Here is a 13614-nt window from a genome sequence, read left to right on the forward strand (position 1 = left end):
CATACCTTTCCCACCATCTCATGTTTGCGCTAGAAGAAAGAGTGGAAAATATTTGGAGTAATGAAGTTATATAAAAGGTGGGTACTTCTATGAAAAGAAACATAAGCAAAGGTTGGATTTTTTTCTTCGGAGCTCTTGGAGGGTTATTGTACGGATATGATACCGGTGTCATATCCGGCGCATTATTGTTTATTGAGCAGGACATCCCATTATCTGATTTTCTACAAGGTGTTGTCGTTAGTTCACTCTTAGGTGGAGCGATTGTCGGGGCTGGCATGAGTGGGTATGTGTCAGACCGGTTTGGACGAAGACGGGTTGTGTTTGCAATTGCTCTTATTTACTTAATCGGCTCGCTTGTATTAGCTTTTTCACCAAATGCAGTTATTTTAATTATTGGACGCGTTATCCTAGGTCTCGCGGTCGGGGGATCCACTGCCATTGTCCCGGTTTACTTATCAGAGATGGCACCAACAAGGTCAAGAGGTGCTCTTGCCTCGCTCAATCAATTAATGATAACGATTGGGATTGTCCTTGCCTATCTCATTAACTATGCGTTCGCTCCTATTGAAGGATGGCGCTGGATGCTTGGTCTCGCTTCCGTGCCTGCCCTTGTCTTAATGATTGGCGTTCTCTTTATGCCAGAAAGTCCTCGTTGGCTCATTAAACGAAATCGTGAAGAAGAAGCACGAAAGGTCATGTCTTTAACCCGTAAGGAAAATGAAATTGATGAAGAAATGAAGCAAATGAAAAAGATTGAAGAAGTGGAAGAAAGCACGTGGGATGTGCTGAAATCGAAATGGATTCGTCCCATGCTTCTCGTCGGGAGTGGAATCGCAATTTTTCAACAGCTCATCGGCATTAATGCGGTCATCTACTATGCACCGACCATTTTTACGAAAGCTGGTCTTGGCGACTCGGCTTCCATTCTTGGAACACTTGGAATCGGGATCGTCAACGTCTTAATGACGTTAGTTGCAATCGCTACGATTGATAAACTTGGACGAAAAAAGTTACTACTGCTTGGAAATGTCGGAATGTCGTTAAGCTTAGCCGTTCTAGCAACCATTCTCTTTACAGCAGAACTCACGACGACAATTGCCTGGCTAACAGTTGTCTTTCTCGGTCTCTTTATCGTCTTTTTCTCAGCCACGTGGGGGCCAGTTGTTTGGGTCATGCTACCGGAACTTTTTCCAAATAAAGCGCGTGGTGCCGCAACAGGATTTACGACACTTCTGCTCTCAGCATCCAACCTGGTTGTTTCATTATTCTTCCCTGTTTTACTTGGCGCTTTCGGAACAGCTTGGGTATTTGTCATCTTTGCTGTTATCGGCGTATTTGCTTTCTTATTTGTTATGAAATTCGTACCAGAGACAAAAGGAAAAAGTCTTGAAGACATCGAAAATGAGCTTAGAGGAGAAGCCTCTGCTTAAACAAAAGAGAAAGCCCGATGATTTCCATATCATCGGGCTTTCTGTATGTTTGCCGTCTCTGTTAAATCCGCTCTCCATTTTTTAGTTTCTTAATTAATTCAGTTAGATCCGACTTTTGGATACGCCAATGACTGCCAATTTTGAAAGCCGGGATTTTGCCATCCTGAACCAATTTATATGTGGTCATCTCACTAATTTGAAAATACTTCGCCACTTGAGAGATCGTCATAATATCATGGTGCTCATTATCCTGACTCATGTTATCGCTCCTTATCAATCTATCACCCTATTCTAACAAAGTTCTTGCGATTATGGACCAAATCTCCACTAATACGATAACTCATTATAACAGGTTATATCAAATAAGGTTCATTTAGATTAAAAACAGGAGTAATCACTTGATTTTATGAAGCTACTAGTAAATTATCAAAATCAAATATAGTCGTAAATGTCCGTATATAAGAGAATTCAAAAGAAAAGTAACGATGATTTTCGCTTACATACCTATTTCCATTTTCATAGATTCTGTGCTAAACTTCATCATGTTGTAAACGGACCCGACTTCTATGAGAGTTAGGAGTCATCACAATACTAGACTTAGAAAGAGGTGCAACATTGAACTTATCTTCTATTAAACAAGATTGGTTTGGCAATGTTAAAAACGATACCCTAGCCGGCATCGTAGTTGGACTTGCCTTAATTCCTGAAGCTATTGCATTTTCCATTATCGCTGGCGTTGATCCAATGGTTGGACTTTATGCAAGCTTTTGTATTGCCGTCGTGATTTCTTTTGTCGGTGGTAGACCAGGTATGATTTCTGCTGCAACAGGAGCGATGGCGTTACTTATGGTGACGCTTGTCGCAGATCACGGTTTAGAATATCTACTAGCTGCTACAATCCTAACCGGTGTGATTCAATTCTTCTTAGGTGTATTTAAACTAGCTCGCTTTATGAAGTTTGTTCCGCGCTCTGTTATGATTGGTTTTGTTAATTCACTAGCCATTCTGATTTTCACGGCGCAACTGCCACACTTTTCTGGTGAATCATGGCCAATGTACGCCATGGTAGCAGGCGCACTTGCCATTATTTATATTGTCCCTCGATTTACCAAAGCGATTCCGTCACCGCTTATCGCAATCGTCGTGATTACCATTATTGCGATTACAACAGGAAGCGGCGTCCGAACTGTAGGTGATATGGGAGAATTAACCCAAGCACTACCAATGTTTTTACTACCAAGTATTCCATTGAACTTTGAAACGCTCGCGATCATCTTTCCTTACTCAATGGCTCTAGCTATTGTTGGTTTACTTGAAACGTTCTTAACAGCTCAAATCGTGGATGATTTAACAGATACAGACAGCAATAAGAACAAAGAAGCAAAAGGACAGGGAATGGCAAACGTTGTCGCCGGATTTTTCGGAGGAATGGCTGGTTGTGCGATGATTGGACAATCGGTTATTAACGTAAAATCAGGCGGACGCGGACGGCTATCAACATTCGTCGCTGGTGTTTTCTTAATGATTCTTATTCTGTTGTTAAATGACCTGCTCGCCAAAATACCAATGGCAGCCCTAGTCGGCGTTATGATTATGGTGTCAATCGGGACTTTTGATTGGGCATCGATTAAAAACCTTCATAAAATGCCGCGTTCTGACGCAGCTGTCATGATTGTAACGGTTATTACCGTTGTCACTACCCATGATTTATCAAAAGGTGTTCTTGCCGGTGTCATTCTAAGCGCTCTATTCTTTGCTGCTAAGATCTCTAAAGTACGCGTGGAAGAAAAAATTGACAAAATCACTGAGAAAAAGATCTATCATATTCACGGCCAACTTTTCTTCGCATCAGTTACTGACTTTGTAAATAGCTTTGATTACAAAGAAGAAGGCATTAAAACAGTTGAAATCGACTTATCAGATGCTCATGTCTGGGACGACTCAGGTGTTGGTGCCGTCGATAAAGTGATTATGAAATTCAGGCAAAACGAAATCGATGTGAAAGTAACTGGTGTTAACCAGGAAAGTTCACAGCTCATTGATCGTTTAGCTGTCTATAATAAATAAAGACATGAAAAAAAGCCACTTCTGTGGCTTTTTTCTATGGTCGTTGTTTCGCATTCGGATAAATCATGACGAAATGAAGCACGGCAGGCTCCTGATGTGGATTTAAATAACCATGTCGCTGATCTGCTTTAAACTTAATGGAATCATACGTATTTAATTCGTACCTCTGTTCCATAACTTGAACGGTCGCCTCCCCTTCCATCACGGTTACATATTCAATCACATCATCCTGGTGCGCCTCCGTATAATAGGTACCACCTGGTTTAAGAAAAGCACGGTGCGTTTCAAGAGAACCATAGCCGCTGTTCGTAAACATCGGCTCAAGTGTCAAATCTTCATTTGAGCTCAATACTTTATTTCCTTCGTTCTTTCTCGAAATGACCACTTCTTCTTTTTCTGCAAGTAGACTTGAAATCGGAATGGAAAGGCCATTTGCTATTTTCCATATAACGGTTAAAGAAGGATTCGCTTCTCCTCTTTCAATCTTCCCTAAAGTCAGTTTACTAACGTCTGTTACCTCAGCAAGCTCCTGCAAACTCATCTCTCGCTCTTTTCTTATACCTCTTAACGTTGCGCCAACTTGCTGAGCAAGTTTTTCTGCCTCGTTGCTTTTTTGATTGCTCACGAAATAATCCTCTCCACTAATTTTTCTTGTACTTCTTTACCAAATCATTTAGTATATTATAATATATACAAAGTATACTATAATATAATAAAAGGACGTGTTACGGATGAAAGAGATCGCTCTTGGCATTCTCGCCTCTGTGTTTTTTGCCATTACTTTTATACTAAATCGATCAATGGAATTAGCAGGCGGGAGCTGGATGTGGAGCGCTTCCCTTCGCTTTCTATTTATGATTCCTTTTCTTCTTATCATTGTACTCGTTAGGGGTAATTTAAAACAAGTTCTTCGCGAAATCAGGAAGCACCCTCTCCAATGGTTCACGTGGAGTTTTGTTGGTTTCGTATTGTTTTATGCCCCTTTAACCTACGCAGCAGCTTATGGAGCAGGCTGGCTAGTGGCTGGCACATGGCAAATTACGATCGTCGGTGGCATTCTTGTTGCCCCACTCTTTTTCACAACCATTCATACGAGTGAGGGAATCATAAAAAAACGCCATCGCATTCAAACGAGAGCGCTTCTAATTTCTACTATTATCCTTGCTGGTGTTGTACTGATTCAGTGGCAAAAAGCAAACGATCTTTCATTAGATGAAATCTTTATCGGCATTCTTCCCGTCCTCATTGCATCGTTTGCCTATCCTCTCGGGAACCGAAAAATGATGGAGCTTTGCGAGGGACGCCTTGATACATTTCAGCGTGTATTCGGCATGACGCTATCAAGCCTACCATTTTGGATCATCTTAAGTCTTTTTGCGATTCCAACGGCAGGACTTCCATCATCCGGCCAGCTGATTCAAACCTTTATCGTTGCCATCAGTTCAGGAGTAATCGCGACAACGTTATTTTTTATCGCCACCGATCGTGTAAGACTTCAGCAAGCGAAACTCGCTTCCGTTGAAGCCACTCAGTCGACACAAGTGTTGTTTGTTATTGCTGGAGAAGGGATGCTTCTTTCAAGTCCGCTTCCAAATACGATTGCCTGGGTCGGAATTATGCTCATTATCGCCGGCATTATTTTGCATAGCTTCCGTGTAAAAAGGATGAATCGATTAACAGCTGAGGTAACAAAACAAAAGTCCTTTTAACAATAGAGTCACTTGATTTATCCTTTTATCACTGTTTTCGGTACTTGCTTCTGAAAGCTCATCATCACAAGGAGTCCAACAACACTAACCGCATAGGCGCCGATCTCCCATCCGAAACCTTCCAAATGAAACAGATGAATAAGCAGCTGGCTTCCAAAAAGAATGGCCATTAACACCATGCTTGATAAGATTCCTATAAGGGAAGTAAAGTTCGCAATTAACCCTAGAATAATGATGCCTCCTACTGTAATAACAACTGGTTGACTAAGAAATAATACGTCTGTTCCGTACTCCATATGAAGAACCGTTACACCTACTGTAAAAAGCATCGGAATCATCGTAATTCCATAGACAATCAAAAAACGTCTCACTCCGCTGTGAAACGAACTAAGCCGCAGCGCACTGATTAATGCGATCAACCAGATGATCGTTGAGATTGGATAACCAATGAGTTCAATTATCGAGAATGCGTTATTTCCATCGATGAACTGGGACACTAAAAAGATTCCAAATACGCCAGCGATTAGTCGGGCAATAAATTTTCGGTTGTCCTGGTGCGATTGACCCATTGAAGCGATAAGCTCTTTTGCATAAGCTTTTGGGGACTTCCCAAAAATATCAGCTGCCGTCTTTCCTTCTTTCTCCCCTTCATTAAGATGGTCTTCTGCTTCCATTAGAAAGCTATCAATCTCGTCTTCATCCACACCTTTCGTCATAAGGTAAACGCGCATCTCTTGAATAAATTTCTCATTTTCTTTCCTCATCTACTGACCCCCCCTTGTTTAAAATTTGATTGACGGTTGTACTCAAATGATTCCACCGCTTTTGAAAATCGGCTAATTCTTCTTCTCCTCTTTCCGTTAAGGAATAATACTTTCGTTTTGGACCAGCTGTGGATTTCTTTAAGGTAGATTGAATTAAATTATCTTTCTGTAGACGAATTAGAATGGGGTAAATCGTTCCTTCACTAAACGATTCAAAACCATACGCATCTAATTTTGAAGCAAGCTCATATCCGTAGACTTCCCCCTCCTGAATAATGGATAAAATACACCCATCGATAATGCCTTTTAACATTTGCGTCGTTTGCATGTCCTTCACCTTTTCCTTTAATCCCATAACACTTGTTATACAAGAGTTATGGAAATGGTTAAACTATCTTGTAAAACAAGGTATGGTTACAGTATAAACAACACTCTCTTGTATGGCAAGGGTTATTTTCATTTTTTTACCAAAATAAAAAACGCTGATTTCTCAGCGCCTTTACCGTACCGTTTTCACAAGTTCCATCAATACTTCCTCTGCTGAACGAATCGGTTCTCCTCCACCCTGCGCAAAGTCTTTTTTCCCTCCACCTTTACCATTAATCAGTGGAAGCACGCCTTTTAAAGCGAGATTCATATCAAGGTCTGCCTCTCCTCTACCGCAAACGATTTGAAGCTTATGATCACTTTCACTCACAAAAAAGACAACAGCCTCTGGATCTTCTTTTAGAACCATTCTCGCCAGCTTTTGAAGATCTTTCATTTTAAATTCGTTTGAAATCATTTGAACGACTTTTAGATCCTGAATTGAACTCGCCTCATGTAGTAAATCTTTTGCTTTAAAAGAAAGGAGTTTTTCATTTAAATCCTCAATCGCTTTTTCATATTCTTTTGATTGGAGAATCACTCGTTCGGCTGCTTCCACGAGCTTAGATTCCGGAACATTAAGTACATTCGTTAATCCTAGCACGACCGATTGCTTTGAACGCAGTTCATCCGTTACACGATGACCACATACAAAATAAACGCGCGTTTGCTTTTTCTGCTTTTCAACTTTTAAAACAGAAATAGCATTCACTTGACCTGTCGATGAAGGGTGCGTGCCTCCACAGCCGCTATAGTCAACACCTGGAATGATCACAAGTCGAATATCTTGGGAGACGGCAAGCTGCTTACGAAGCGTATACTTCGTTAGCTCTTCCTCGTTTACCCACTTCGTTTCAATCGGCAGATTCTGTAGGATAACATCATTGGCAAATGCCTCTGCACGATGAATATCTTCTCCACTTACGTTGTCGACCGCTAAATCAATCGTGCAAACTTCCTGACCAAGATGAAAGCTTACCGTACTGTATCCAAGCTGATCTTCAAAAGCCGCCGAAAGAATGTGCTGTCCAGCATGCTGCTGCATGTGATCCAAACGCCTTTTCCAGTTAAGTTGACCTTGTACGGCATCTTGATTAGGAAGTGGCCCATCTACGTAGTGACGAATTTCTCCCTCTACTTCTTCTACTTCCAGAACTTGTACACCATTAAGTGTCCCAGTATCATATGGCTGTCCTCCACCAGTTGGATAAAAAGCCGTTTGATCGAGAACAATGTAATAGCGGTTGGCTTCATCCGTAAATTGTTCCCATCTATAAGCAGTAAAGTTTGTTATGTATGGATCTTCATAAAATAATTTAGTGGTCATAAAAAAACTTCTTTCTCTATAAATTTTACCGTGCATTTTTTCAGACTAATTTCAGATTTCTTATCTATAATCGCTAGTGATACAAGAGATGGAAAGGAGCTCAAGCCATGTTATCATCACCTTTACACCCTATACTTGTTCATTTTCCGATTGCACTGTTGTTCATTGGGGTGGTTGCACAATATTTAACTTTCTGGAAAGAGGACTATTTTGAAAAAATAGCGTTATTCCTTCTCTCAACAGGGTTTGTCTTTGCCGTCATTTCATACGTAACGGGTGACTCTGCAGAAGGATATGCCTTTGATCATTGGGGGAGGCAGGTTGAATCCATTATTCATACTCACGAAACGTACGCCCTTATAACGTTGATTATTTTTGGAACCATTACCGCGTTGAAACTTCTTAACTTAATCATGCCATTTAAACTGATAAAGCCAATTGTTCTGATTCTCTGTTTAAGCGGCATCATCACATTGACGTTAACTGGTCATTACGGTGGAAAAATCGTTTATGATCATGAGACGAATCCCTCCATCGAAGAGATCAACTAATAAAGAGAAGAAGTCTTAAAAAAGCAAACAGATGTCGTTACCAAAAGCTCGTGATTCCACTTTAGTTTGAAAGCACTAAATTTTGAAGGTCGGCATTTCGCTTTTCTCGTTCTTCCTCCGAGGCCAAATCATACTTCTTCAGGAGATGAAACAGTTCATTTAGCGTTTCTTGCTTAATCGTTTGCTGTAAAAATCGGTGCATTTCTTGCACAACTTTTTCCGGCATATAAGGTGACTGATTCTCAAGTTTTGTCATCACATCTCCATACGAGTGATCGATTGTACATTTTCCCATGTTGTGTTCACTCCTCTTCATTTCATGTTTCTAATGAACTACGAGGGACAGTTAATGGTCTGTCCCTTCATTCTATAACTGCTCAACATCTCACTTCTTTTTTGTAAACTTCGCAAGTAACAAAGCTATGACAAGACATCCAATGCCTAGCCATATGACATTATTCGAAATAAAATCCAGAGTTACTCAACTCCTTTTCCACCATTGTCTTACTAGCTTATCATATTTCATAGCAATCACTATGTATTGAAACTAGATTTTGAAGTCCGTTTGTCTCTAAACTGTTCATTATTTATTTCATCCCTGACTTACACTCACAACCGTTTCTTTCATAGGATGATACAGCCGGTTTTCAACACAATCTTCCCCCTGTAACCCATTTTAAATAGGGGTTCGACTTCTTCCAATGATTTCCCCGGAAATGGACAACTAGTTTACAAGAATATTCGCTTAAACTAGACAAGAGATTTTTTTCCTTCTCGACACCAATATTCCTTTCTTTCAGAGAACCTTATGTATAATGATGACATTACCTTACTTCAATAGGGAGGAATCGTATGAAAACGCTCCGTATGGTGTTTTTATTTACCTTGCTACTTACCGTCTCCGCTTGCAATTTCCTCACGACCTCAGACTCCTCGGAACAAGTAGAAGCCGAAAAAGAAGCAGTGGACAAGTCGTCAGAAGAGGCTGCTCAAGAAGTTCTTTTTGAAGAAGGAACGTACAAATGGGAAAAAGATGGTGAAATACTTGGGGGGCTTGATATCACGGATCCACAAGCGGATTCCTTCACGTTTATGCTACAGGCGTACGATGGTCAAAATGTAGGTGAATTATCAGGGATCGCTCAGGTTAACGGAGAAACAGCAACTTTTACCCATGCTGAAAACACGAAATGCAAAGTGTCTTTTGGCTGGAAAGAAGATCGTTTAGCAATCGACACCAGCGAAGCTTGTGAGAGCTTAAATGAAAACCCTGTTTCTTTTACAGGAGTTTACACAAAAATCGGAGTTTCCTCTACCTCAACTGAAGAAAAAACGACAGGGGAAGAAGCTAACTGGCAAGAGGCACTTTATATTGACCCAACCTTTGATGAGGGCAACCTTACTATTACAAACGTGACAATGGAATCCTTTGAATTTGCTTTTGATGTTAGTAACGGTGATCAGGTCGGTGAACTAACAGGCACTGCAACAATAGAAGGAAATGAAGCAACGTTCCAGGATCCAGAAGATCCCGCATGTTCAGGAACGTTCGTCCTATCGGATGGTGCCATTTCGTTTATTGAGGATTCTTGTCTAAATTACCATGATGCAGCTGTCGGTTTTAATGGGGAATATGTTCTTTCAGACGAAAAACCTACAGCCACAAACGATACCGCTTCTTGCGAAAAGGCTCCTTTTCATTCTGAACTTTTACAGTTTGCCGAACAGGGCCACTTAAAAGATGCGTCAATCTTTCTTGGCATGTCAGAAGAAGCATTAAAGAAATTAAAGCCATCCATGACGTATGATGAAGCCCTATATGAAGGAACACCTGGTTTTTATGATGACAGTTATGCTTACTTAACAGCCGATGAAAAAGTAAGTGACCTAAGATACAATGCGCTTTCCGAAGGCCCAGCTGTTCCTTATGCTGAAGTCGTTTGTCAATTCGGAGAGCCTGACGAGGTCGTGTTTAACGAATTAGATTCAGAATACCTCCATGTTTATTATGCAGGAGAAAATAAACTCTCCTTTGTATCTGATTCGAAAGAAGGAGCAATTAAAGCTGTTGAGCTTCAAACGATGACCGTTCAATGATTCTAAACTCATTTTATGAAAGCGGTCAGGCTTATTAAAGTCTGTCCGCTTTCATTGTTGCCGAGAACTTTTCACCAGTAACAGTTTCATTTATCTTAAAGGCTGCTCAGGATATAACTCTTTCAAATAATCAACCGACTGCCCGATTAATTCTCTCAAGACATCCAAATTAATATCATCTACCTTGTTTACGTAAACGCATGCCTTTCCTGTCTTATGCTTCCCCAATCGTGCAAGTGCTTTTTCTCGTTGTGGTTCACCCTGTGCGAGATACAAACTAATCTTCGCCTTTCGTGGAGAAAATCCAACGAGTGGCGCATCTCCCTCATGTCCTGTTGCGTATTTATAATGATACGAGCCGAACCCAATCATACTTGGTCCCCACATTTTTGCTTGATATCCCGTTGTTTCTGTAAATAAATCTAACAAGCGATAAGCATCTTCCTTTTTTTTCGGATGCTCCACGCTTTCAATATAATCAATGACGCTGTTGTCTGTTTCTTTCGTTTTTAATTCGTACATAAGAATCCTCCTTTTATGATCTCTCTTAATTTACATTTACTCGTTTCCTCCTAGATTTCCTTTCTATTTCATAAAAATTTAACTCTTTTTTGCTTTTCACCACAAAAATTCATAAATGTATCGTGATGATTTCGTTTATTACCGTTTCATGTTACTTACTGAAAAAACGTTAGGAATCCTCTCAATCGGGAACCTCCTACTTCAAAGAATACCAAACACCTTTTGGAGGTAAGATCATGTTTACGTTAAATGATATTCCAATGTTTTTAGTGAATTTCTTTGTCATCCTACCAATCGTAACGCTCGTCCATGAAGCCGGACACGTACTCATTGCAAGACTATTTGGAGGAAAAGTGAAATTTTGTATCGGTACAGGTCGCATCCTGTTTCATATAGGTCCCTTGGAAGTGAGGAGAAAGTATTTCATGGAAGGGTGGTGTCAGTACGAAGAGTTAACATACAACAAAACATGGGCACACGTTATGATTTATTTAGGAGGAAGCTTATTTAACTTGATTGTCATTTTTATCATTAATTATTTAATCACATCTAATACGATTCCTGTCACGCTCTTTTTCTATCAATTTACGTACTTCTCTATCTATTTCATTTTCTTCTCTCTCTTGCCCTTTCGTAATGATGACGGGCGACCAAGTGATGGCATGGCCGTATTTGATGTCCTTCGCTACGGTAAGTCCGTTGACCCGATTGATTAAATAAGAAAAGCGAGTTTCTGATGATAAATAGAAACTCGCTTTTAACGAATGAAGGAGTCATTTCCCTTTAGACTCTTTATGATCCTTCATGTTCACTAACTAATATTTCCAAATATAGTCGATTGGAAGCAAAACTACCTACCTTATGTTAATCCCTCAGCAGTTGTAGTAAACTAAAAACAAACGAAGTCCGGGGAGTGATCACTTGAAAAGCAAAATGAACCAGCTGTTTGTAGAGAAAAAGAGTGTTCATGTGCTTTACGCTTATCATGGGGTAAAAAGTTACATTGAACAGGTTTGTAATTTTATTGAACAAGGTGTAGCGAACGAACAGTACACTATTCTCATTGAAAATGACCGCCTGTATCCAATGATCCTCAAAGAATTACAAAACAAGCTTACAGAACAAGAATTGGACTATGTTCACCACATCAACAGCTTCGACTTCTACTTTTCGAGCGGAAGCTATCATCCTCCTGCCATCCACGAATATTTCAAAAAGATGGTAGCTCCTTTTGTCGAGAACAAGCTTTCCTTTCGCTCATGGGCACACGTTGAATGGGCCTCCATGGAAGAGCCACTTCACTTAATTGAGGACTTTGAAAAAATAGTTGATGATGCTGTAAACGACCTCTCATTTCCTCTCATTTGCGCCTACAATGGGGATAGAATGCCCGATTATCTCATCAATATCTTAATGGAAACTCACCCTTACGTCTTAATGGATGATCAATTTACTTCTTCAAAACAATATCTAGGCTAACAACGTGCACCACCCTTCTTTCGTTTAAGGGTGGTGCACCCTATGTTATAAACGAATGCGTTCAAACGGCTCCATCGTTTTCACCTCTACGTCAAACGCATCTGGATATTTGATTCCTAGCCCCGTATTCAAACAGATGACCTCGTCATCTTCTTTAATCCAGTCACGGTCCTTTAGCTTTTTGGCTGCTGCAAAAGTAGCTGCTCCCTCTGGACAAACAAACTGCCCTTCTAGCATAGCAACCTTACGCTGAAATGTGCGAATCTCTTCTTCAGAAACAGCCATCGCACAACCATTTGTTTGATAAATCGCATCCAGTACAAGGAAATCACCAATCGCTTTTGGTACATTGATTCCAAACGCATGCGTCGTTGAATTCTCCCAGAAGTCCGATTCCGTTCTCCCTTCATCAAACGCTTTCACAATTGGGGCACACCCTTCGGATTGCACCGCAACCAATCTCGGAAGCTTCTCCTCTGGGATCCAGCCAAGCATTTGAAGTTCAAGAAGTGCTTTATAGATCCCAATCAAGCCTACGCCTCCGCCAGTTGGATAAAGAATGACGTCAGGTACCGTCCAATTTAACTGCTCCGCTATTTCATACCCCATCGTCTTCTTTCCTTCAATACGATAAGGTTCTTTTAGCGTTGAAGCGTCATAAAACCCTTCCTCCTTCACAAGATCAGCTACAATTTTACCAGCGTCACTAATTAACCCATTCACGAGATAAAGTTGAGCCCCTGAAATGCTTACTTCTTTCCGTGTAATTTCCGGAGCATCTTCCGGCATAACAATATGAGCCTGAATTCCTGCCTTTGCCGCATAAAGCGACCAGGCAGCCCCTGCATTGCCATTTGTCGGCATGGCCAGGTTCTGAACACCTAACTCTTTGGCTTTCGATACCCCAACCGCCGCTCCTCTTGCTTTAAATGAACCAGTTGGCACCATACCTTCATCTTTTATGTACAAATTCGGAATTCCCATCATCCTACCGAGAGCCGGTAGTGACAATAGTGGCGTCATACCTTCTTCAAAGCTTACTTTATTCACTACTCCTTTAACAGGAAGCAACTCATGATACCGCCATAGTGACTGCTCTCGTTCTGCGATCATGTCCTTTGTGACATGCTTCTTCACTTCATCAAGCTTATAGTCAACGAGTAGTGGCGACCCACAAACACAAAGCTGTTGAATCGAATCGGCATCATATGTTTCTTTGCACTTTGGACAAGTTAAATGAGAAACCATACTGTACGTCATTCAAGCACCTCCGCTTTTTTTAGAAAAATAGTGAAACCCAAA

15 protein-coding genes are annotated in these 13614 nt (G+C 40.7%); 7 read left to right on the top strand and 8 right to left on the bottom strand.

Annotated elements, in window-relative coordinates:
- Nucleotides 1-89 precede the first annotated feature (89 nt).
- Nucleotides 90-1430, top strand: coding sequence for a sugar porter family MFS transporter (locus tag LC090_RS14670; protein ID WP_226658775.1), 1341 nt, complete (start codon nucleotides 90-92; stop codon nucleotides 1428-1430).
- Between the two features lie 61 nt (nucleotides 1431-1491).
- Here LC090_RS14670 and LC090_RS14675 read toward each other — a convergent pair whose 3' ends face one another.
- Nucleotides 1492-1689 carry a helix-turn-helix domain-containing protein gene (locus LC090_RS14675; RefSeq protein ID WP_098442909.1) on the bottom strand — a complete coding sequence of 66 codons (198 nt, stop codon included), beginning with the start codon at nucleotides 1687-1689 and terminating at the stop codon, nucleotides 1492-1494.
- A 356-nt stretch (nucleotides 1690-2045) separates the two neighbouring features.
- Between LC090_RS14675 and LC090_RS14680 the strand changes: the two genes are divergently transcribed.
- Nucleotides 2046-3497, top strand: a complete 1452-nt coding sequence (locus tag LC090_RS14680; protein WP_226658776.1) for a SulP family inorganic anion transporter — start codon at nucleotides 2046-2048, stop codon at nucleotides 3495-3497.
- A gap of 34 nt (nucleotides 3498-3531) precedes the next feature.
- Here the strand turns inward: LC090_RS14680 and LC090_RS22200 are convergent, their stop codons facing one another.
- Nucleotides 3532-4122: a helix-turn-helix domain-containing protein gene (locus tag LC090_RS22200; RefSeq protein WP_226658777.1), complete on the bottom strand. Its 591-nt coding sequence runs from the start codon at nucleotides 4120-4122 to the stop codon at nucleotides 3532-3534.
- A 106-nt stretch (nucleotides 4123-4228) separates the two neighbouring features.
- Between LC090_RS22200 and LC090_RS14690 the strand changes: the two genes are divergently transcribed.
- Nucleotides 4229-5206: a DMT family transporter gene (locus tag LC090_RS14690; protein WP_226658778.1), complete on the top strand. Its 978-nt coding sequence runs from the start codon at nucleotides 4229-4231 to the stop codon at nucleotides 5204-5206.
- 17 nt (nucleotides 5207-5223) lie between these two features.
- On the opposite strand, the gene LC090_RS14695 is transcribed toward LC090_RS14690, so the two are convergent.
- From LC090_RS14695 to LC090_RS14705, 3 genes are all read right to left on the bottom strand, one after another.
- The gene (locus tag LC090_RS14695; RefSeq protein WP_226658779.1) at nucleotides 5224-5970 is read right to left on the bottom strand and encodes a DUF1129 family protein; all 747 of its coding nucleotides are present in this window, start codon (nucleotides 5968-5970) and stop codon (nucleotides 5224-5226) included.
- Nucleotides 5954-6298 carry a PadR family transcriptional regulator gene (locus LC090_RS14700; protein WP_226658780.1) on the bottom strand — a complete coding sequence of 115 codons (345 nt, stop codon included), beginning with the start codon at nucleotides 6296-6298 and terminating at the stop codon, nucleotides 5954-5956. The genes LC090_RS14695 and LC090_RS14700 overlap by 17 nt, the downstream gene beginning before the upstream one ends.
- Before the next feature lie 171 nt (nucleotides 6299-6469).
- A complete protein-coding gene (locus tag LC090_RS14705) occupies nucleotides 6470-7663 on the bottom strand; it encodes an alanyl-tRNA editing protein (RefSeq protein WP_226658781.1) in 1194 nt (397 codons plus the stop codon).
- A 107-nt stretch (nucleotides 7664-7770) separates the two neighbouring features.
- On the opposite strand from LC090_RS14705, the gene LC090_RS14710 reads away from it, so the two are divergent.
- On the top strand, nucleotides 7771-8214 hold the full coding sequence (locus tag LC090_RS14710; protein ID WP_226658782.1) for a DUF2231 domain-containing protein: 444 nt from the start codon (nucleotides 7771-7773) through the stop codon (nucleotides 8212-8214).
- 61 nt (nucleotides 8215-8275) lie between these two features.
- Here LC090_RS14710 and LC090_RS14715 read toward each other — a convergent pair whose 3' ends face one another.
- Nucleotides 8276-8509, bottom strand: coding sequence for a group-specific protein (locus tag LC090_RS14715; protein WP_226658783.1), 234 nt, complete (start codon nucleotides 8507-8509; stop codon nucleotides 8276-8278).
- A 557-nt stretch (nucleotides 8510-9066) separates the two neighbouring features.
- On the opposite strand from LC090_RS14715, the gene LC090_RS14720 reads away from it, so the two are divergent.
- Nucleotides 9067-10311: a hypothetical protein gene (locus LC090_RS14720; RefSeq protein ID WP_226658784.1), complete on the top strand. Its 1245-nt coding sequence runs from the start codon at nucleotides 9067-9069 to the stop codon at nucleotides 10309-10311.
- Between the two features lie 90 nt (nucleotides 10312-10401).
- Here the strand turns inward: LC090_RS14720 and LC090_RS14725 are convergent, their stop codons facing one another.
- Nucleotides 10402-10833, bottom strand: a complete 432-nt coding sequence (locus LC090_RS14725; protein WP_226658785.1) for a DUF1801 domain-containing protein — start codon at nucleotides 10831-10833, stop codon at nucleotides 10402-10404.
- Nucleotides 10834-11069: 236 nt separating this feature from the next.
- Between LC090_RS14725 and LC090_RS14730 the strand changes: the two genes are divergently transcribed.
- Complete coding sequence (locus LC090_RS14730) at nucleotides 11070-11549, top strand: site-2 protease family protein (RefSeq protein ID WP_226658786.1); 480 nt, start codon at nucleotides 11070-11072, stop codon at nucleotides 11547-11549.
- Between the two features lie 205 nt (nucleotides 11550-11754).
- Nucleotides 11755-12312 carry an MEDS domain-containing protein gene (locus LC090_RS14735; protein WP_226658787.1) on the top strand — a complete coding sequence of 186 codons (558 nt, stop codon included), beginning with the start codon at nucleotides 11755-11757 and terminating at the stop codon, nucleotides 12310-12312.
- Between the two features lie 45 nt (nucleotides 12313-12357).
- On the opposite strand, the gene LC090_RS14740 is transcribed toward LC090_RS14735, so the two are convergent.
- Nucleotides 12358-13572 (bottom strand): threonine synthase, encoded by a 1215-nt coding sequence (locus LC090_RS14740; RefSeq protein WP_226658788.1) that lies wholly within the window; start codon nucleotides 13570-13572, stop codon nucleotides 12358-12360.
- Nucleotides 13573-13614 lie beyond the last annotated feature (42 nt).

This window comes from Guptibacillus hwajinpoensis, from assembly GCF_020524165.1.
In the GTDB taxonomy this organism is placed as follows: domain Bacteria; phylum Bacillota; class Bacilli; order Bacillales; family Guptibacillaceae; genus Guptibacillus; species Guptibacillus hwajinpoensis_D.

Excerpts from the sequence above, each read along its gene's own strand:
- LC090_RS14670 (WP_226658775.1), top strand. The coding sequence starts at position 90 with ATGAAAAGAAACATAAGCAAAGGTTGGATTTTTTTCTTCGGAGCTCTT.
- LC090_RS14675 (WP_098442909.1), bottom strand. The coding sequence starts at position 1,689 with ATGAGTCAGGATAATGAGCACCATGATATTATGACGATCTCTCAAGTG.
- LC090_RS14690 (WP_226658778.1), top strand. The coding sequence starts at position 4,229 with ATGAAAGAGATCGCTCTTGGCATTCTCGCCTCTGTGTTTTTTGCCATT.
- LC090_RS14695 (WP_226658779.1), bottom strand. The coding sequence starts at position 5,970 with ATGAGGAAAGAAAATGAGAAATTTATTCAAGAGATGCGCGTTTACCTT.
- LC090_RS14700 (WP_226658780.1), bottom strand. The coding sequence starts at position 6,298 with ATGCAAACGACGCAAATGTTAAAAGGCATTATCGATGGGTGTATTTTA.
- LC090_RS14705 (WP_226658781.1), bottom strand. The coding sequence starts at position 7,663 with ATGACCACTAAATTATTTTATGAAGATCCATACATAACAAACTTTACT.
- LC090_RS14710 (WP_226658782.1), top strand. The coding sequence starts at position 7,771 with ATGTTATCATCACCTTTACACCCTATACTTGTTCATTTTCCGATTGCA.
- LC090_RS14715 (WP_226658783.1), bottom strand. The coding sequence starts at position 8,509 with ATGGGAAAATGTACAATCGATCACTCGTATGGAGATGTGATGACAAAA.
- LC090_RS14720 (WP_226658784.1), top strand. The coding sequence starts at position 9,067 with ATGAAAACGCTCCGTATGGTGTTTTTATTTACCTTGCTACTTACCGTC.
- LC090_RS14725 (WP_226658785.1), bottom strand. The coding sequence starts at position 10,833 with ATGTACGAATTAAAAACGAAAGAAACAGACAACAGCGTCATTGATTAT.
- LC090_RS14730 (WP_226658786.1), top strand. The coding sequence starts at position 11,070 with ATGTTTACGTTAAATGATATTCCAATGTTTTTAGTGAATTTCTTTGTC.
- LC090_RS14740 (WP_226658788.1), bottom strand. The coding sequence starts at position 13,572 with ATGACGTACAGTATGGTTTCTCATTTAACTTGTCCAAAGTGCAAAGAA.